This is a genomic window from Sorangium sp. So ce726 (assembly GCF_051521405.1).
In the GTDB taxonomy this organism is placed as follows: domain Bacteria; phylum Myxococcota_A; class Polyangia; order Polyangiales; family Polyangiaceae; genus Sorangium.
Genome location: NZ_CP150349.1, coordinates 12552364 through 12571071, shown reverse-complemented (window position 1 = coordinate 12571071; position 18708 = coordinate 12552364). Strand labels below are relative to the sequence as shown.

Below are 18708 nucleotides of genomic sequence, written 5' to 3'. Positions count from 1 at the left end.
TAGTTCAGGAGACCGGGAAAGACAACCAGCGCCGCGCGCGCAGGGTCAGCGGGGCGGAGGCGGCGGGGGCGCGATGACGACGAGGTTGAGCCCGCCAGGGTACTGGTAGCTCGTGTAGGCGCCGTAGCCGAGCACCTGGATGCCGACGGGCGCCGAGGCGGTCAGCACGTGCGCGCCGCCGTTGCCGGGGCCGAGCCGGACGCGCGCGACGCCGAAGCCGGAGCCGTTGCCGATCGGGGTCGGCGCGACGTCGACGGAGGCGTCATCGAGCGTGATCGTGGCGTCGAGCGGCTGGATGATGTCGACGTAGCTCTCATCGTAGTCGCTCGGCGCGAGGAAGACGTACTTGGAGCGGTATTGCTCGACCGCGGTGGGGTGGCTCTGCGACGGATCACCCTTCTGGCGAGACTCGGTGTCCGCGTCGACGATCTCGGCGCCCAGCATGAACGTGCTGACCGCGAACTCGTGGTCTCCCACGACCTCGAAATCCCGCCTTACCATGTCGAGGTCGACGACCTGGCCAGCGTTGATGGTGGTCGGCGCGCCGTCCGGCCTGCCGGACGGATACGTCAGCGCCGTGCCATCGACGTTGCCGTAGAGGCGCACGACGTGGCCGATGACGCGGCCGCCGGGCGACGTCGGGACCGTGACGAAGTACCGCTTGCCCAGCGTCTCGGCGGGGAACACGGACTCCTCGATGTGGTCGCAGGCCTGGTGGCCGACCGGCGCCTGCACGCACGGGATGCCCGTCAGCACCTGGACAGGGCGGGTCGCGGTGACGAGGCTGCCGCTGAGGTCGCTCCTCGGGTGCCCGAGGACCTCGACGACATCCCCCTCGTTGAGCTGGACGGTGAAGCTGCCGCCGCCGGTCGTCCGGGGGATGCCGTCGCCGGCGACCACCGAGCCGCCCTGGGCGACGTTCACGGTGACGCTGGTGCCGTCCTGGATCCCGCTGATGACGATGTAGCCGCCGAAGTCCGCCTCCGCCCAGCCGCGCTGGCCGGTGATGCGGTAGTTGCCTGTCATCGCGGTGCTCGGCAGGAGCAGCGACGCGTCGTTGGTGAAGGAGAAGCAGCCGAAGGGTTCCCCGTCGTTGGCTGCGCACGCCTCGTTGCCAGGGCAGGAGGACCAATCCTTCCCGGACGGGCCGCCCTCTCCCTTGTACTCGAGCGCGTTGAATTGATAGACCGTGACCGGCCTGGTCGAGACGAGGTGGTAAGCGCCGCCGTCGACGCGGACGGAGCTCGTGATCGAGTCTCCCCCGGTGCAATGGGTGGCGTCGGGCCCCTTCAGCTCGCGCACCCAGGGGAGGTAGATCTTGCTCAGGCTGTTGGGCTTGACCTCGGCGCGCGCCACCGCGGCGCCTGCGCGCGTCACCTCGACCTCGGCGATCTCGTCGCCGGCGTTCGCGACGACAACCGCGTAGTCGAAGATCGACCAGACGATGTTCGCGGTGACCGTGGGCCAGAAGTCACAGCCGATATAGGACTTGCTCGCGGCGGCCTCCGCGCACGTCTTCGGGTCGCCGACCAGCTCGGGTCCGACGTCGCCGCCCCCGGTGCCGGCGCCGATGTCGTCGCCGAAACCGCCGGAGCTCATCGACCCGACGGCGTCGCCGCCCGAGCCGCCACCGCCGCTGGAGGTGGTCCCAGGCCGAGGGTCGCCCGCCGACGAGCCGCTGGCGGAACACGCCGCCGCCGAGGCGGCGCCCACCCAAAGTCCTACGCCGAGAAATAGAGCATGCTTCGAGATCTGCATGGGCCCTCCCGTCAACGGATCTCGAGCACAGGGGCCTGTACGACAGCCCCGCTGGCACGAGAACTCATGATGTTGTTTGCTGAAGGTGCTGGTCGGGTGCTCGCGCACTCCTGGACACGTTGGTGTCCATCGATCCCGGCTACGCGCTTTTGTGCCGCGGTGCAAGCCGATCGAATAAATCCGTTATGGGCACCACCTATGAATATCGCGCTTATCTGAAATGGGTGGTCAGCAAGCGGCGCAAATCACAAATGCACCTGTCTCAGGCCCGTCGGGATGAGCCGTCGCAGACGTTCTTTGCCCCGATCTGCCCCGGATGATCCTCGCCGAGCGGGGCGCGCCCGCACTGGAGAAGAGGGCATAGGCGTTAAGCAAGCTCGTTCCGTTGCACTCAACGCACGAAGCCCGCCCCTCCACCCCACCATCGGTCACCAACGTGGACGTGGACGTGAACGTGAACGTGGACGTGGTCGTTCACGGTCTAACGTTGACGACCACGACCACGACCACGTTCACGTCCACGTCCACGTCCACGTCCACGTTCACGTTCGAATGTAGGAGAACGCGGCGCGAGGCTTGGTTAACGCCTATCGGGGAGAAGGGGGCTAAGGAACTGACCTGTGTACGAGCCCTTCACCTTCGCGACGTGCTCCGGCGTCCCCTCGGCGATGACCCGGCCGCCGCCGGCGCCGCCCTCGGGGCCGAGATCGATCACCCAGTCCGCGCACTTGATGACGTCAAGGCTGTGCTCGATCACCACCACCGTGTTCCCCGCCTCGACCAGCCGGTGGAGCACGCCGAGCAGCTTGCGGATGTCCTCGAAATGCAGGCCTGTCGTGGGCTCGTCGAGGACGTAGAGCGTTCGCCCCGTCTGGCTCTTGCCGAGCTCTCGGCTCAGCTTCACGCGCTGCGCCTCGCCGCCGCTCATCGTCGGCGCGCTCTGGCCGATCTTCATGTACCCGAGGCCGACCTCGACCAGCGTCTCGAGGACGCGGCGCAGCGCGACGTGGTGCTCGAAGAGACGCAGGCAATCCTCGATGCTGGTGTCGAGGATATCCGCGATGCTCTTGCCCTTGAACCGCACCGCGAGCGTCTGCGCGCTGTACCGCTTGCCGGCGCACACCTCGCACGGGACATAGACGTCGGCGAGGAAGTGCATCTCCACCTTCACCATGCCGTCGCCGCTGCACGCCTCGCAGCGCCCGCCCTTCACGTTGAAGCTGAACCGCCCTGGGCCATAGCCGCGCGCGCGCGACTCCGGCAGCTCGGCGAAGATCTCGCGGATCTGGTCGAACGCCTTCGTGTACGTCCCCGGGTTCGAGCGCGGCGTGCGGCCGATCGGCTTCTGGTCGATCGCGATGACCTTGTCGAGCGCCTTGAGCCCCTGGATCGCGCGGTGCGCGCCGACCGGCTCGGTGCTGTGGTGAAGCGCCCGGCCCAGCGCCGGCAGGAGGATGCCGTTCACCAGCGAGCTCTTGCCGGCGCCGCTCACCCCGGTCACCGCGAGCAGCACCCCGAGCGGGAAGCGGACGTCGATGCTCCTCAGGTTGTGCTCGGCCGCGCCCAGGATCTCCAGCCACCCGCGCGGCGCGCGCCGCGCCTCGGGCACCTCGATGCGCGCGCGCCCCGCCAGGTACGCCCCGGTCACGCTCTCGGGGTCACGCGCGATCTCCTCGGGCGTCCCCGCGGCCATCACCCGGCCGCCGAGGTGCCCGGCCCCGGGGCCGAAATCGACGACGTAGTCGGCGGCCCGGATCGTCTCCTCGTCGTGCTCCACCACGAGCACCGTGTTGCCCAGATCCCTGAGGCGCCGCAGCGTCTCGATGAGGCGCTGGTTGTCCCGCTGGTGCAGGCCGATGCTCGGCTCGTCGAGCACGTACATCACCCCGGAGAGCTCGCTGCCGAGCTGGCTCGCCAGCCGGATGCGCTGCGCCTCGCCGCCGCTCAGCGTCGGCCCCGAGCGGTCGAGCGTCAGGTAGTCGAGCCCCACGTTCAGGAGAAAGCTGAGCCGGCTCGTGATCTCGCGCCGCACCCCCTCCGTGATCTTCTGCCGGTTGCCCGGCAGCTCGAGCCGGGCGAAGTGCTCGTAGGCGTCCCTCACCGTCATCGCGGTGACGTCGGCGATCCCCTTGGCCGCGACGCGCACGGCGAGCGACTCGGGGCGCATCCGCCGGGAGCCGCAGGCGTCGCACGGGCGCTCGCTCATGAACTTGCGGTAAGCGTCCCGCGCCGACTCGGACGACGACTGCTGGAACCGGCGCATCAGGCTGGGGATCACGCCCTCGAACTTGATGCCCCACGTGCCGTGCGTCTCGGTCCCCTCCTTCCCCCACGTCACCGCGATGCGCTTGCCGGAGAGGCCATGGAGCACCATCTCCTGCTTCTTCGCCCCGAGCTTGCGCCAGGGCACGTCGAGGTCGACGGAGCACGCCTTGGCGACGGCGTCGATGATGCGGAACGTCCAGCCCTCCCCGCGCGCCATGGCCGACGCCCAGGGGGCGATGGCGCCCTCCCGGATCGACAGCGCAGGATCCGGGATCACGAGGGCCGGATCGATCTCGAGGCGGGTGCCGAGGCCGTTGCAGGCGCCGCACATGCCGAGCGGGCTGTTGAACGAGAAGCTCTGCGGCGAGAGCTCGGGGAAGCTCTGACCGCAGCAGGAGCGCGCGGCGCTGAACAGCAGCGGGGCGTCGGGGCGACGCCGTCGCCCGGACGCCCCCTCGTCGGCCTGGGGCTCGACCCGGAGCTCGCCGCGCCCTTCCTGGAGCGCGAGCTCGACCCCCTCCGTGATGCGCTGGCGTTCGTCCGCCCGCACGACCAGCCGGTCCACCACGAGCGCGATCGTGTGCTTGAGCTTCTTGTCGAGCTTCGGCAGCTCGTCGAGCCGGTGCTGCGCCCCGTCGATCTCGACCCGCACGAAGCCGCGGCCCCGGAGCTCCTCGAACAGGTCCTTGAACTCCCCCTTCCGGTGCGTCACGAGCGGCGCGAACAGCACGAACTTCGTCCCCTCCGGCATCCCGAGGAGCTCGTCGACGATCTGCTCCGAGCTCTGCGCCTTCACCGGCTTGCCGCAGAGGTGGCAATGCTGCTCGCCGGCGCGCGCATAGAGCACGCGCAGGTAATCGTAGACCTCCGTGATCGTACCGACGGTGGAGCGCGGGTTGCTCGACGCGCTCTTCTGCTCGATGGCAATGGTCGGCGACAGGCCGCGCAGGTGCTCGACCTGCGGGCGCTCGAGCTGACCCAGGAACTGACGCGCGTAAGAGCTCAGCGTCTCGACGTAACGCCGCTGCCCCTCGGCGTAGAGCGTGTCAAACGCCAGGCTCGACTTGCCCGAGCCGCTCACCCCCGTGAACACCACGAGCTTCCGCTTCGGCACCTCCAGCCGATCGATGCGGAGGTTGTGCTCCCGCGACCCGAGCACCTCGATGAAATCCGGCTCGCGCGCCGCGTCGAGGAGCTTGAGCGCCGGCCGGTGGTGCTCCGCAGGATCGAGCTCCGTCGCCGCCGGCCCGGCGCGCCGCGCGCCCGACGAGCCGCCCTTCCCCGGCTTGCTCAGCGCCGCGCTCCGGGACGGGGATTCGATGGATTGCGTGTGTGTGGATCCGTTCGTTCGCGCGCCCATTGGATTGCCCACCGCCATTAACACGGTGGCGCGCTCTCCGGCACGCGGTGTTCCATGGAAAAACTGGCGAGCTGAGCGCAATGCTCTCGCCCGCACACCGCCGGAGCGGCAGGGCGGGCGCGCGGATCAGCGCCTGGTCGGGCCGCCGGGCGAAGCGCGCCAGCGCACGACAATGCAGGTGACGTTATCGGGGCCACCGTTCTCGTTGGCGCGCTTGACGAGCCTGGTCGCGATCTCGGCCAGCTCTCCGTGGGTCGCCAGAATACTTGCGATATCTTGCGCCGGCACCACGCCGGACAGGCCGTCTGAGCAGAGCAGGAGGACATCCCCTGCCTCGATGGCGTCGATGCGCGTCTCCACGTCGACCGCCTCGTCGGTGCCGAGGGCGCGGGTGATCACGTGCTGGAGCGGGAACGAGCTGGCCTGCTCGGGGAGGAGGTGGCCGAGCCGGATGCACTCGTTGACCAGCGAGTGATCCCGCGTGAGCTGCTCGAGGCGATGATCGCGGAGGCGGTATACGCGGCTATCGCCCACGTGCGCGACGGCGATGAAGCCGTCGCGCGCCAGCACGGCCGCGATCGTGGTGCCCATGCCGCGCTTCTCCCGGTCGCGCCGCGCGGCGGAGAAGATGCGGCCGTTCGCGAGCTGGATGCCCGCGACGAGCAGGGGGAGCCCCTGATCGACGTAGCGCGCCTCCGAGCCCCGCGTCGTGGGCGGCCCCACACCGACGGCGATAGGCCAGGTGGAGTCCGGATCGTCGAAGAAATCACGCACCGTATCGATCGCCATGCGCGAGGCGACCTCCCCGGCGGCGCGCCCTCCCATGCCGTCGGCCACGAGGAACAGCCCCCGGGGCTCGAGGATCGCGAAGCTGTCCTCGTTCGTGTCTCGGACCATGCCAGGATGGCTGATCCCGGCGGCTTCAAAAACGAGGTGACGCTGCACGGCGCTTCCCTCCAGCTTGCTCGCAGGCACGCTCTGCCGGACTGCCGGACGAGGGGCGCGCGTCTTCCGTCATCGCGTCATCCACACCCTTCGGGCGCCTTCCTCGAACCGATCGCGCGACACGGGGTGCTTCGTCTGCTCATCTTGCTGCCCGCTCCGACTGCTCGTAGCGAGCCTACGCGCCAAGGATCGGTCGCGTCCACCAGATCAGGCCCTCGGGCCGCGCCCGTCCGCGGCTGTCCGCGCAGGGCTCGGCACCATGCGCGATTGCGCCTTACGCTGCGCGCCCGTCGCCGTTCCGTTTCCAACGTCTTGATTTGCCGCGGCTTCGGGGCGGCCTCCCGTCGGGCCAGCGGGTCGCCGGGCCGCCGGAACGACCCGGGGACGCCGGCGCGCGGCGGCCTCGTCACGGGACCGCAAACCGGTCGGCGCCGCCGCCGGAGCACGCGCTCAGCGCGAAGCCGAACCGTTCGTCCTCGGTGCCCTCCTGCATGATGCGCTCGAGGTTGCGGCATTCGTGGCGGAAGACGCCCCGGAGCGCGTAGCGATCCTTGCTGTTCACGACGACCACGACGCCCGTGAGCGTGACCTCGAGGCGGTAGGTGACGGGATCACCTTCGATGGTGTACCGCGTGGTCGTGAACTCGGACGGGTCGTGGTTCCTGTACGCCTGCCAGATGCACTCGCGCGCCGCGCCGTTGTAGCCGTCGCCACGCTTGACCACCTCGGTGCCGCACTGCTTGAGCGGCGGCGTGAGCGGCCCGCTCTGCACCTTGTCGGGCGAGGACGAGCAGGAGCTGGCGAGCAGGAAGAGCGCGAGGGAAGCGAGCGATCGGCCTGGCGAGCGAAGCATGGGGACTACTTACCTAACGCGATCCGCGAAAAAGGGATTCTTTTTTTCGGGCGGATGGTCGTCGGCGAGGGGCGGCGTCGCTGGTGTTCCGAGGGGCGGCCTTTTTCCGCGCTGGCTTCTCAGGCTGCGGCTCGAGCGCGGCGGCCAGGGCGCCGAGGTCCTGGAGGCTGGCCACGAGCGCGCGCAGGTAGTGCTCCGAGAGCCGCTCGGCGGCGCAGAGCGCCCGGGAGGCGAGCACCTGGGCGTTGTAGGGGCCGGCGTCCTCCGGCACGTTGTCGGCCGCGCGCGCGACGGCGAGCGTGGCGCGAGCGCTCACGAGCGACTCGTGGAACAGCGCGGTGGACAGCGCGCTGCTGAGGGCCTGGGCTTGCCGCTTCACCCGGCGCTCGACGACGTCGCCGTCGCACGGGAGCTCCGCGAGATCGCGCGCGAGCGGCTCGGGGAGGCGCACGTCGCGCGCGGCCACCTCGCCACGAAGGCGCGCGAGGGAGGGGACGGCGGTCGTCTTCCGCTCGGCGGCGAGCGCGCGCAGGCGGCGGCGCGCGGTCCTCACGACGGCGGGGAAATCGCCGAGCGCGAGGGTCGCGGCCAGGGTGCCATCGTGAGGGAGGCCGGCGTCGGCGAGGGCGCGGAGGTGGGCCTCGGCCTCGGCGCGGGCGCGGTGGAAGGCGGCGTCGAGCGCCGCGAGCCGCGCGGAGGCGCGTGCAGCGAGGCGCGCGCGGGCGCCGCCGTCGAGGGCGCGAGCGCGCTCGAGGAGCGCCTCGATGAGGCGGTAGCCCGCGGGGTCGAAGCGGTGCGCGCCGGCCGCCCGCAGGGCGGCGAGGCGCGCGTCGGCCGGGGGCGACCCAGGTTGGGGGGGCGCGGCCAACCCGGGTTGGGAGGGCGCGGCCAACCCGGGTTGGGACGGTATTGTCGGCGAAAAATCCGACGTGGATGTCATCAGGGCGCGCCTCGCCGCGGGATCGGCGAGATCTCCACCCGGCGGTTCTTCGCCCGGTTCTCGCTCGTGTCGTTGGGCGCCACCGGGTGCCGCTCTCCGAAGCCGGCCGCAAACAGCGACGTCTCAGGGACCCCCGCCGCGGCGAGCGCCCGCGTCACCGTGAGCGCGCGCTGCGCCGAGAGCTCCCAGTTGTCGGCATAACCGCGGGATGAGCTCGTGAGCGGGCGGTCATCCGTGAAACCGCTCACCATGATGAGCTCTTCATGATGCTCGAGGTACGCCTTGAGCGGGTCGGCCAGCGCGCGGAGCAGCGCGATGCCCGCAGGCTGAAGCTCGGCCGAGTTGAGCTCGAACAGGATGCTGCCGCGGATCCCGATGCGCCCCTCCGTCAGGGTGATCCTTCCCTCGGCAAGCGGTCCGGCCAGGGCGCGCTCGAGCGCCTCCAGACGCGTGCGCTCCGTTGCGCGCGTGGCGCGCTCGGCGGCGAGATCGCGGGCCAGATCGACCTGAAACGAGATCGCCCAGACGAAAAAGAGCACGAAGAGGCCGAAGAGACAGGCCATGAGGTCGCCGAAGACCGGCCAGACCGCCGCCTGCTCGGGGACATCGTCTTCGGCCGGCGTCAGGGACATCGCCTCGCTCTCGCGGCTGACGTCAGCAAACGCGGTGAGATCTCGCCACGATCCGCGGAGCCCACGATCTCCAGGCGCGAGAGACCAGGGGCAGACGCACGCGAGGCGCGGCGCATCAGCTCGTCTTGCTCCTCAGCGCCCGCAGCTCGGAGAAGAGCTCGCGCTGGAACTGCAGCGAGTGATCGAAGACCTCACGGGTCTGGTCGAGGTAAGCGCCGAGGAGGTCCGTCGCCTCGCCGTGCTCCCGGCGCTCGATCGCATCCTCGATCGCCCCCAGGCTGTTCAGCCAGCGATCGCTCGCGTCGCGGTAACGGTCAACCGCAACGGTGAACATTTCCGCCACAGACGTCATTTCGGCACCGCCGGCCCGCACGAGCTCCGAGGCCTCCCGCACCACCGCTGCGGTTGCCTCGAGGCTCTCGCCGAGGCCGCGGGCGTGGGCGCTGAGCCGCTCGGCGAGCCCGTCGGCCGCCTCCCGCCGCGCTCCGTCGAGCCGCTCCTCGAACGCCAGCAGCCGCGCCGCCTGCTCCGCCAGCTGCGCCTGCGCCGCCTCGCCCAGCGCAGCCACGCGCGCCTCCGCCCGCGCCTCGCGCTCCGCACCGCTGCGCTCCGCCGCCTCCGCCAGCGCAGCCACGCGCTCCGCCTGCTCCCGCGCGCTCCCGGCCATCCCTGCCGTCGCTTCCGACAGCTTCTTCAGCAGCGCGTCCAGCCTCACGTCCCGCGCTGCGTCCGCCTCCGCGCGCGCCGACAGCCGCTCCGACGCCTCCCCGATCAGCCGCGCCGCCGCCTCCGGCGCCGCCTGCGCCGCTCGCGCCGCCTCCGACAGCGCGCCAGAGAGCGCCTCGCCCAGCGCCGTCAGGTGCGCCGCACGCTCCGCGTCCAGCTCCGCCTGCCGCTCCGCCGCTTCCGCCGCGCGCGCAGCGTGCGCTCGCTCCAGCCGCTCGATCGCCTCCCCCACCACCGACGACAGCCGCTCCGCCTGGCCCTCCAGCCTCGATGCCGACGCCGTCTCGAGCTCGTGCCGGCGCGCGGCGGCCTCCTGGTCGAGCCGCTCGAACCGCTTCGCAGCGCCCTCTTCCATCCGCTCCAGCCGCGACGCCACGCCCTCTTCCATCCGCTCGAGCCGCTTGGCAGCGCCCTCTCCCATCCGCTCGAGCCGCGACGCCACGCCCCCTTCCATCTGCGTAAGGCTCTCGCCGAGGCCGCGGGCGTGGGCGCTGAGCCGCTCGGCGAGCCCGTCGGCCGCTTCCCGCCGCGCTCCGTCGAGCCGCTCCTCGAACGCCAGCAGCCGCGCCGCCTGCTCCGCCAGCTGCGCCTGCGCCGCCTCGCCCAGCGCAGCCACGCGCGCCTCCGCCCGCGCCTCGCGCTCCGCACCGCTGCGCTCCGCCGCCTCCGCCAGCGCAGCCACGCGCTCCGCCTGCTCCCGCGCGCTCCCGGCCATCCCCGCCGTCGCTTCCGACAGCTTCTTCAGCAGCGCGTCCAGCCTCACATCCCGCGCTGCGTCCGCCTCCGCACGCGCCGACAGCCGCTCCGACGCCTCCCCGATCAGCCGCGCCGCCGCCTCCGGCGCCGCCTGCGCCGCTCGCGCCGCCTCCGACAGCGCGCCAGAGAGCGCCTCGCCCAGCGCCGTCAGGTGCGCCGCACGCTCCGCGTCCAGCTCCGCCTGCCGCTCCGCCGCTTCCGCCGCACGCGCAGCGTGCGCTCGCTCCAGCCGCTCGATCGCCTCCCCCACCACCGACGACAGCCGCTCCGCCTGGCCCTCCAGCCTCGATGCCGACGCCGTCTCGAGCTCGTGCCGGCGCGCGGCGGCCTCCTGGTCGAGCCGCTCGAACCGCTTCGCAGCGCCCTCTTCCATCCGCTCCAGCCGCGACGCCACGCCCCCTTCCATCTGCTCCAGCCGCGACGCCACGCCCCCTTCCATCCGCTCCAGCCGCGACGCCACGCCCCCTTCCATCTGCGCCAGGCTCTCGCCGAGGCCGCGGGCGTGGGCGCTGAGCTGCTTGGCGAGCCCGTCGGCCGCCTCCCGCCGCGCTCCGTCGAGCCGCTCCTCGAACGCCAGCAGCCGCGCCGCCTGCTCCGCCAGCTGCGCCTGCGCAACCTCGCCCAGCGCAGCCACGCGCGCCTCCGCGCGCGCCTCGCGCTCCGCACCGCTGCGCTCCGCCGCCTCCGCCAGCGCAGCCACGCGCTCCGCCTGCTCCCGCGCGCTCCCGGCCATCCCTGCCGTCGCTTCCGACAGCTTCTTCAGCAGCGCGTCCAGCCGCGCGTCCCGCGCTGCGTCCGCCTCCGCACGCGCCGACAGCCGCTCCGACGCCTCCCCGATCAGCCGCGCCGCCGCCTCCGGCGCCGTCTGCGCCGCTCGCGCCGCCTCCGACAGCGCGCCAGAGAGCGCCTCGCCCAGCGCCGTCAGGTGCGCCGCCCGCTCCGCGTCCAGCTCCGCCTGCCGCTCCACGGCTTCCGCTGCGCGCGCCGCGTGCGCTCGCTCCAGCCGCTCGATCGCCTCCCCCACCACCGACGACAGCCGCTCTGCCTGGCCCGCCAACCTCGATGCCGACGCGACGTCCGCCTCCCGCCGCGCGCGCGCCTCCTCGTCGAGGCGCCGCTCGACCGCCTGCAGCGCGCCGCCCGCGACCGCGCCCGCGCGCTCCACCGCCTCCGCCAGGATCGGCCTGACCACGCTCGCCGCGACGTCGGCGGTCTGCCGGAGGCCCGCGGCGATGTCGCCGCGGACCTCGGCCGCAGCCGCCGCGAACGAGGCGGCGGCCTGGCGCGCGCCCTCCACCTGGACCGCGAGGAGCCGCTCCTCGAGGCGCTCGAGGCGGCCCGTGGCCTCGCTCAGCGACGCCGCCGCGGCGGGGAGCGCCTCGCCCTGCCGCGCGAGCGCCTCCAGCGCCGCGAGCTGCCGCCCCGCCACCGTGAGCGCCGCGAGCGGGCCCGACGCGTAGGCCTGAAGCGCAGCCGCGGCCCGCGCCTCGGCCCGGCGCAGGAGCACACCGGCGAGCCCGAGCATCCCCGACGCCGCCACGCCCGCCGCCGACGTGCCGAACGCGCGCGAGAGGCCCTGCATGGGCGCGGCCAGGCTCTCCCGCAGCGCGTCGACGTCGGCGCTCAGCGTCAGCGCCTCGCGGGCCCCCCGCAGCGTCTCGAACAGGCCGAGGAACGTGCCGAGCAGCCCGATCATCACGAGCAGGCCGACGAGGTACGACGCGAACGTCGTGCTCGCCGGGGGCAGCGCCGCGCCGGCGATCCGCGCCTCGAGCATCGATCGGAGCGGCGCGCCGCTCTGCTCGATCGCCGCCCGCGTCGCCGGCCGCGGCAGCGCGCCGAGCTCGCGCTCGATCCGGGCAGCCCGCCCCGCGCGCACGAACAGCTCGAGCGTGCCGAGCGCGAGCCCCAGCGCGATGAGCTGCACGAGGCGGTACGCGAGGGGGTCCGCCCCGCGGTAGACGAGCGCCGCCCGCCCCACCAGGGCGAGGCCGACCCCGCCGGTGAGGAGCACCAGGATCCGCGTCGTCCACTGCCGCGCTGTCGCGAGCCGCATCGTGAAGCCCCCCGCGAGCTACGCGGGCGCGCCCGCCGCCGCCGCCCCGTCGACCAGCGAGAGCAGCCGGCCCGCCTCGTGCGCGAGCACCGCCTGGACCACGAGCTCCATGCGCTGGAGCTCCCGCAGGAGCCACTGCTCCTGCCCGAACCAGCCCGCGACGTCCTCGAGCCCGGCCCCCTCCGGCAGCGCGCCGATGGCCGCGCGGAAGGCCCGCGCGAAGGCGCGCGAGAGCCCGGGGACGAGCTCGGCGAGCGCGCGCTCGCGCCGCTTCTGGGTGGCGGCGGAGATCGCGGCGTCGAGCCGCTCGAGCCTCGCCGCCTCCGGGCCGAGCGCCCGCAACGAAGGCGCGAGCTCCTCGCGCAGCGCGCGCGTCTCGAGCCGGATGCGGCCGAGGAGGCGACCCATGAGCTCTCCGAACGGCTCCCAGATCTGCCCTACCGCGGACGCGAGCGGGCGCCCCGCGCGGTCGCGGGCGGCGCGCGCAGGCAACACCCCGGTCTGCTCAAGCGTCTCGTGCACCGCCGCCGCGTCGGGGAGCTTGTTCCGCCGGTGGAACGGGGCGGCGAACACGTGGTCGAGCGCCTCCGCCAGCTCGCCGAGGCGATCGGCGGCGAGCGCCCGGACCTCGGCGCGAGCGCCCTCGGACGCCGGCGGCGGCGCGGCGTGGCGGTCGAGGAGCGAGAGCTCGCGCGCGAGCGAGACGCTCCCGTGCAGGTCCATGAGCCCGGCCAGGACCGCCGCAGGATCGGCGAGGTCCGCGAGCGGCGCGCGCGGGCCCTCCGCGAGCGCCGAGACAGCGGCCGCGAGAGGGCGCGAGATCAGAGGCCCGCGGCGGGAAGCCCCGGCTACGGGGTGAAGCGTTCGCACAGCGGCGCGTTGTTAGCCGTCGCGGCGCGGAGCCGCAAGCCTGTCCGTCGCCCCGCCCGCGGCGCGCGTCCCGCGCCTCACGCGCGCCGCTCGTGGTGTGCCGCGCGCCTCATGCGTCTTGCAGCACACGAGCGTCGCGCGCCTCACGCGCGGCGCCCGTCATGCGCGGCGCCGCGCGCCGCCTCTGCTCCTTACTGCTTGATCGCCAGCGGCTGCGCGCCCGTGGCCCACAGCGCGAACGAGAGCTGGTCGGCGCCCTTCGCGACCGCCGACTTGATGAGATCCGCGCCGCCGTGCCCGGCGTTCCGCTCGATGCGGAGCAGGACCGGACCGCCCGCGCTGGCAGATTGCAGCACGGCGGCGAACTTGCGCGCGTGCATGGGATCGACCCGATCGTCGCTGTCGGCCGACAGCAGGAGGACCGGCGGATACCGCTTCCCCGACTGGACGTGGTGATAGGGGGAGTAGGCGTAGAGCGCCTTGAACTGCTCCGGATCGTCGGCAGAGCCATACTCGCTGATCCACGTCTTGCCGGAGCCGAACAGGTGGTATCGCACCATGTCGAGCAGGGGGACGCCGCAGAGGACGGCCCCGAACAGGTCGGGCCGCTGCGTGAGCGCGGCGCCGACGAGCAGGCCGCCGTTCGAGCCGCCCAGGATGGCGAGCCGCTCGGGCCGCGTGTACCCCTCGCGGACCAGGTGCTCCGCGGCGGCGATGAAGTCGTCGAAGACGTTCTGCTTCTTGAGCAGCATCCCGTCCCGGTGCCACGCCTCCCCGTACTCGCCGCCGCCGCGCAGGTTCGCCACCACGTACACGCCGCCCCGCTCGAGCCAGGGATACATCGAGGCAGTGAACGCGGGGGTCTGCGACATCTGGAACCCCCCGTAGCCGTAGAGCAGCGCGCGGGAGCTCCCGTCCTTCGTCATGTCCTTGCGGCGGACGATGAACATCGAGATCTTCGTGCCGTCCTTGGAGGGGAAGAAGGTCTGCTCGACGGTGAAGGGCGACGGGTCAATAGGCACCTCGATGCGCGCGTAGAGCTCGGTCCGACCCGTCTTGATCGAGGTCGCGTGGATCTCGTGAGGCGAGGTGTAGGACTCGAACGAGAAATACGCCTCGTCCTCGTCGGGCAGCCCGGAGGGGCCGCCGACGGTGCCGATGCCCGGCAACGGGACCTCGCGGACCAGCTTGCCGTCGAGCGTGCGCACCTCGACCCGGCTCGAAGCGTCCTTGAGATAGCTCAGCGCGAGGTGCCCACCCACGATGGAGACGCTGTCCAGCGTGGCGTCGGCGCGCTCCGGGACGATCTCCTTCCATGCAGCGCGATCCGGCCTGTCCGGATCGACCTCGAAGACGCGGTAATGCGGCGCGCCCTCGTCGGTGTGGACATAGAAGCGGTCCTTGTAGACCTCGACGCTGTAGTGGGCGTCGCGCCCGACCGCGAGCGGCTTGTCCGCGGCGGGGCCGCCCGGCCTGCGGAGATCGCGGAAGTAGACGTCAGCCGACGTCCACCCGTGGGAGACGGTGAGCACCAGGAAGCGGCCATCCTTGGAGAGGGACGCGTTAAGGAACGTCCTTGGATCGCCCGTTCTGCCGCGCACCACGCGATCCTGCTTCGGATCCTGGCCGAGCCGGTGGAAGCGCACCTCCGCGTAACCCGGCCGCTCCGCGACCGGGATCGACGGGTCCGTGGGGAGCCAGACGTAGTAGAAGCCGTCGCCGGAGGGCGTCCATGACGCATACGCGTACTTGGCTCCTTCGATGACATCCACGTCGGAGCGCTTGCCGGACGCGACATCCATCACATAGAGGGTCGCTTCATCCGAGTTGTTCTGCTGGATCTTGTAGGCGACGTTCTTGCCGTCCCACGAGACCTCCCATCCGCCCAGCGAGACGCTGCCATCGTCGGACCAGGTATTCGGGTCGAACAGCACGCGCTCCTCGCCGCTCTTTCCCTCCTTCCAGTAGACGACCGACTTCTCCTTCGTCGCGTGCCGCCGGCTCAGGAAGTACCGGCCCCGGCGGTGGCGCGGGGCGGAGACCGCATCGATGTAGAATAGCTGCTTTAGCCTTGACGCGATCGCGTCCCGCTCGGGGAGCCGGGCGAGCTCGGCGCGCGTGAACGCGTCCTGAGCCTTCATCCACTCCTTCACCTCGGGCGCGTTGCCGTCCTCGAGCCAGCGGTACGGGTCGGTGATCTCGACGCCATGCACGGCGCCCGTCACCGGGGCGACGCGGGTGGGCGGGTACGCGGGGCGGCTGGGGCTTTCGGGGGCGGGGGCGGGCGCGGCGCTGGCCGCGGTGGGGAGCAGAGAGGAGCTTGCGGTCATGGTCGGACCTGATGGGTGTGCCTCGCCACCTCCGCAGGCGCCAGCGAGAAACGCCGAGAGGAGCAGGCAGGGAGAGTACTTCATGGTGCGACAAGCATACCGTGCCCCAGCCGACAGGGGCACGCGGGTTCGCGAGGCTCGCGGCAGGGAGCGAGCTTCGTGGGAGGCAGGGCGCTGGGGAGGACGGGGTTGCCGCGCCGGCCGGAGGGTGGGAGGTCACATGATGGGCTGGAATATCCGATAGATACGCTTCGAGCGCGCTTCTCGTGGTGTCCCGACCTGCTGTTCTTGGCGGGGCTGGAGGGCCGCGGCGGCACACCAGCCACGCCTTACGGTGGGTGCCGGCGGGCGGTGGGTGCAGGGGAGCCGATGCTCGTCGCGCGCCGACGACGAGAGCGACGCCGGACCGATCGAGCCGCTTGGGGAGGCTGCAGGAGTCCGGAGATCTCACGCAGCTCGCCATGCGCCTCCGCGATGCGCACGGCGGCCGCTGGACGCTGACGTGCTGCGCAAGCCGACCCCCATCGGACGACGCGGCGTTCAGGTCCCCGAGGCGTCCTGGGAAGGCTCGCCGCGCGCAGCCGCCATCTGAGTCGCCGTTATCCCGATCGTCGCTCCCAGAAGTCCAATTATTGCGTCAGTGCGGGCTCCGCACTCAACCCGGATCTGCCCCGATGAAGGGGTCATGCGCCGCGGAGGTCGAGGACAATGAAGAGATCGCGAGGGGTTCCCTTGACCTCTCCTGTTCACGATTCGATGTATTGGGTTGACGGTCGTCACGCTGCACGACCACGCCGCGCGCTGGCCCTCCAAGAAAGGGAGAGGACCGCACATGGATAGGACTGAAAGCCCCATCCACATCTGCCACGAGCGAACGTTGCCGCTCGCGTTGGCAGAGGCGGCTGAGCGGATCGATGTGCAGCAAATTCGGCAATACCAAGCTGTCACAGCTCGACATCGACCTCATCCAGGTCGCTTATCCCATGTGATTTGCGCCGAGGCCACCCTTCATAACCCAAACCACGCATACGAGGAACCTCATGAACGGCCAACCGGACCACGAAACGAACGACGCGGGGACGAGCAGCGCTCGGGATACGAGCCCGACCTTCTGGGCGTTGCTCATCGGCGTCGACTTCTATTTCCCGAACCAGCTCGACGAAGGCGGCACCTATTTGTCGTTGAGCGGCTGCGTGAGCGATGTTGAGCGCATCCGCGATGTCCTGCGCGCCCGGATCACCATGCCGCTCGACATCACGACGCTCCTTGCGCCCAACGTCGGGGGTGACGCGCCGGGTGAGGAACCGAGCACCTGGCCTACCTACGACAACATGAAGGCAGCGCTGGATGGACTGCTCGCGCGTACGCAGCCGGGCGACCATGTGTACATTCACTATTCCGGCCACGGGGGCCGCGTCCCCACGAACTTCACCCGCTTGAAGCCCGGAGGCGTCGACGAGACGCTCGTGCCGACGGACATCGGGAAGAGCTCGACGCGCTACCTGCGCGATCTCGACATCGCGTACTACCTCGACGCGCTCACGGCGAAGAAGCAGGCGACCGTGACCATCGTGCTCGACAGCTGCCACTCCGGTGGCGCGACGCGCGGGGACAACGTCGCGCCGCGGTGCGCGACGTACGCCCGCAGGGGCGCCGAGCCCACGCTCGACACCACGAAGCGCCCGACGGACGGCGTGGCCCCCGACGACGAGCTGATCGCCGCGTGGAAGCGGCTCGAGGCAACGGGCAGAGGGGTGCGCGACGCGACCGCCACGACCTGGCTTCCCGAGGCCAAAGACTACGTGCTCCTCGCGGCGTGCCGCGACGTGGAGACCGCGATCGAGGTGTGGGAAGGCGGCCGGCCGGAAGGCGTGTTGACCACGGCCTTCATCGAGGCGCTCAAAGAGCCCGGCGACGACCAGACGTGGAAGACGCTCTACGAGCGCGTGCTCGCGCTCGTGCACAGCAAATATCCATCGCAGACACCGCAGCTCCTCGGTCAGGGGGAGCGGCAGGTCTTCGGTAGCAAGCTGCGGCCGGTCGTGAGCACGGTGAGGGTCAACGACGTCGACGTCGCGAAACGGAAAGTAAAGCTGGGTGCCGGTCAAGTGACGGGGACCCCCACAGGCGCCAAGTTCGGGATTTACACGCCGGGGACGACAGACTTCACGCAGCTCGATCGCCGCGTGGGGGTCGCCACCGTCGACAAGATGATGGCTGTGGAGAGCTGGGCGTCGCTGGAGGAGGGCGCCGCGATCGCGTCTGTCAAGCTGGGCGCTCCAGCGGTTCTCGAGGACGTGGGCTCGGTCGAGCTGCGGCGCGCGGTCAACCTCTTTCACCGGGACGACCTGCCGCCGGACATCGATCAGGAGCGGGCGCTCGGCGCCGTGAGAGCCGAGATCAAGAACAGCAAGCGAGGGTTTCTCGAGCTCGTCGCTGGCGCGACACCGGACTACCAGGTCGCTCTCAACAAGGACCGGCACTACGAGATCTGGGGCCCATCAGGGAAACCCATTCCGAATGTGGGGACGGTGGCGATCGACGTGCCGGGCAGCGCCAGGGTCGTGGTCGATCGGCTGGTCCATCTCCTCCGGTATCAGACCATCCAGAAGGTCGCCTCCCCCCTCTCGGGGCTCAAGGACACGCTCCGCATCGAGCTCCTCGCCCCGCCGCCGGAGTGGTCGATGGACAAGCCAGCGCTAGGCGGGACCGTGATCGAGCCGAGCGGCGATGCCTACGTGATGAAGCCTGACGACTGGGTGTTCATCCACGTCGTGAACGAGAGCAGCAGCCCCGTCAACGTTGCCGTCATCGCTCTCGGCGACGACTGGGGGATCCGCGCCCTCGAACCTCCGCCGCCCGAAGGGCGCATGTTCCCCACGCGGCGGTACTCCACCGTGGATGCCAAGGCAGAGAGCCGATTCGCGTTGCAATTCTTCCTCTCCGAGGGACGCGCTTCGTCGACCGACGTCATCAAGATCTTCGCGACCGTCGAGGATACCGATTTCTTGTGGCTGCTGCACACGCCGATCAAGGATCCCGTGACCCGGTCCTTGGTCACGAGGAAGGAGGCCGCGCACGACGCCCTCTTCCGGCTGCGCGAGGCGCTCGACGCGAAGGAGAACGACCTGCGCGAGGTGCGCCCCCGGTCCGCGCCGGGGGAGGACTGGACCGCAAGGCAATTCCGTATCGTCACGCAGAGGACGTGAGGCTCAAC

The 18708-nt window shown here is 71.3% G+C and carries 11 protein-coding genes; 2 read left to right on the top strand and 9 right to left on the bottom strand.

The features are described 5' to 3' along the window. Positions 1-45: 45 nt before the first annotated feature. On the bottom strand, positions 46-1713 hold the full coding sequence (locus tag WME79_RS46805) for an IgGFc-binding protein (protein WP_437528835.1): 1668 nt from the start codon (positions 1711-1713) through the stop codon (positions 46-48). Between the two features lie 167 nt (positions 1714-1880). Between WME79_RS46805 and WME79_RS46800 the strand changes: the two genes are divergently transcribed. After that, positions 1881-2078 (top strand): hypothetical protein, encoded by a 198-nt coding sequence (locus WME79_RS46800; protein WP_437528832.1) that lies wholly within the window; start codon positions 1881-1883, stop codon positions 2076-2078. Between the two features lie 260 nt (positions 2079-2338). Here WME79_RS46800 and uvrA read toward each other — a convergent pair whose 3' ends face one another. The 8 genes from uvrA to WME79_RS46760 form a co-directional block, all read right to left on the bottom strand. After that, positions 2339-5383 carry an excinuclease ABC subunit UvrA gene (gene uvrA, locus WME79_RS46795; protein ID WP_437528829.1) on the bottom strand — a complete coding sequence of 1015 codons (3045 nt, stop codon included), beginning with the start codon at positions 5381-5383 and terminating at the stop codon, positions 2339-2341. Between the two features lie 126 nt (positions 5384-5509). Further along, complete coding sequence (locus WME79_RS46790; RefSeq protein ID WP_437528826.1) at positions 5510-6280, bottom strand: Stp1/IreP family PP2C-type Ser/Thr phosphatase; 771 nt, start codon at positions 6278-6280, stop codon at positions 5510-5512. Positions 6281-6734: 454 nt separating this feature from the next. Continuing rightward, positions 6735-7181, bottom strand: coding sequence for a hypothetical protein (locus WME79_RS46785; protein WP_437528824.1), 447 nt, complete (start codon positions 7179-7181; stop codon positions 6735-6737). Between the two features lie 13 nt (positions 7182-7194). Further along, a complete protein-coding gene (locus WME79_RS46780; protein WP_437528822.1) occupies positions 7195-8049 on the bottom strand; it encodes a DUF2894 domain-containing protein in 855 nt (284 codons plus the stop codon). A gap of 71 nt (positions 8050-8120) precedes the next feature. Beyond that, the gene (locus tag WME79_RS46775; RefSeq protein ID WP_437528819.1) at positions 8121-8753 is read right to left on the bottom strand and encodes an OmpA family protein; all 633 of its coding nucleotides are present in this window, start codon (positions 8751-8753) and stop codon (positions 8121-8123) included. A gap of 115 nt (positions 8754-8868) precedes the next feature. Continuing rightward, a complete protein-coding gene (locus WME79_RS46770; RefSeq protein ID WP_437528817.1) occupies positions 8869-12291 on the bottom strand; it encodes a hypothetical protein in 3423 nt (1140 codons plus the stop codon). A gap of 18 nt (positions 12292-12309) precedes the next feature. Then, entirely contained in the window at positions 12310-13161 is an 852-nt protein-coding gene (locus WME79_RS46765; protein WP_437528815.1) for a hypothetical protein, read from the bottom strand. A 191-nt stretch (positions 13162-13352) separates the two neighbouring features. Further along, positions 13353-15491, bottom strand: a complete 2139-nt coding sequence (locus WME79_RS46760; protein ID WP_437528812.1) for a prolyl oligopeptidase family serine peptidase — start codon at positions 15489-15491, stop codon at positions 13353-13355. A gap of 1040 nt (positions 15492-16531) precedes the next feature. Here WME79_RS46760 and WME79_RS46755 point away from each other — a divergent pair. Continuing rightward, positions 16532-18700 (top strand): caspase family protein, encoded by a 2169-nt coding sequence (locus WME79_RS46755; protein ID WP_437528809.1) that lies wholly within the window; start codon positions 16532-16534, stop codon positions 18698-18700. Positions 18701-18708: the final 8 nt, after the last annotated feature.

Excerpts from the sequence above, each read along its gene's own strand:
- WME79_RS46790 (WP_437528826.1), bottom strand. The coding sequence starts at position 6,280 with ATGGTCCGAGACACGAACGAGGACAGCTTCGCGATCCTCGAGCCCCGG.
- WME79_RS46760 (WP_437528812.1), bottom strand. The coding sequence starts at position 15,491 with ATGACCGCAAGCTCCTCTCTGCTCCCCACCGCGGCCAGCGCCGCGCCC.
- WME79_RS46755 (WP_437528809.1), top strand. The coding sequence starts at position 16,532 with ATGAACGGCCAACCGGACCACGAAACGAACGACGCGGGGACGAGCAGC.
- uvrA (WP_437528829.1), bottom strand. The coding sequence starts at position 5,383 with ATGGGCGCGCGAACGAACGGATCCACACACACGCAATCCATCGAATCC.
- WME79_RS46770 (WP_437528817.1), bottom strand. The coding sequence starts at position 12,291 with ATGCGGCTCGCGACAGCGCGGCAGTGGACGACGCGGATCCTGGTGCTC.
- WME79_RS46785 (WP_437528824.1), bottom strand. The coding sequence starts at position 7,181 with ATGCTTCGCTCGCCAGGCCGATCGCTCGCTTCCCTCGCGCTCTTCCTG.
- WME79_RS46775 (WP_437528819.1), bottom strand. The coding sequence starts at position 8,753 with ATGTCCCTGACGCCGGCCGAAGACGATGTCCCCGAGCAGGCGGCGGTC.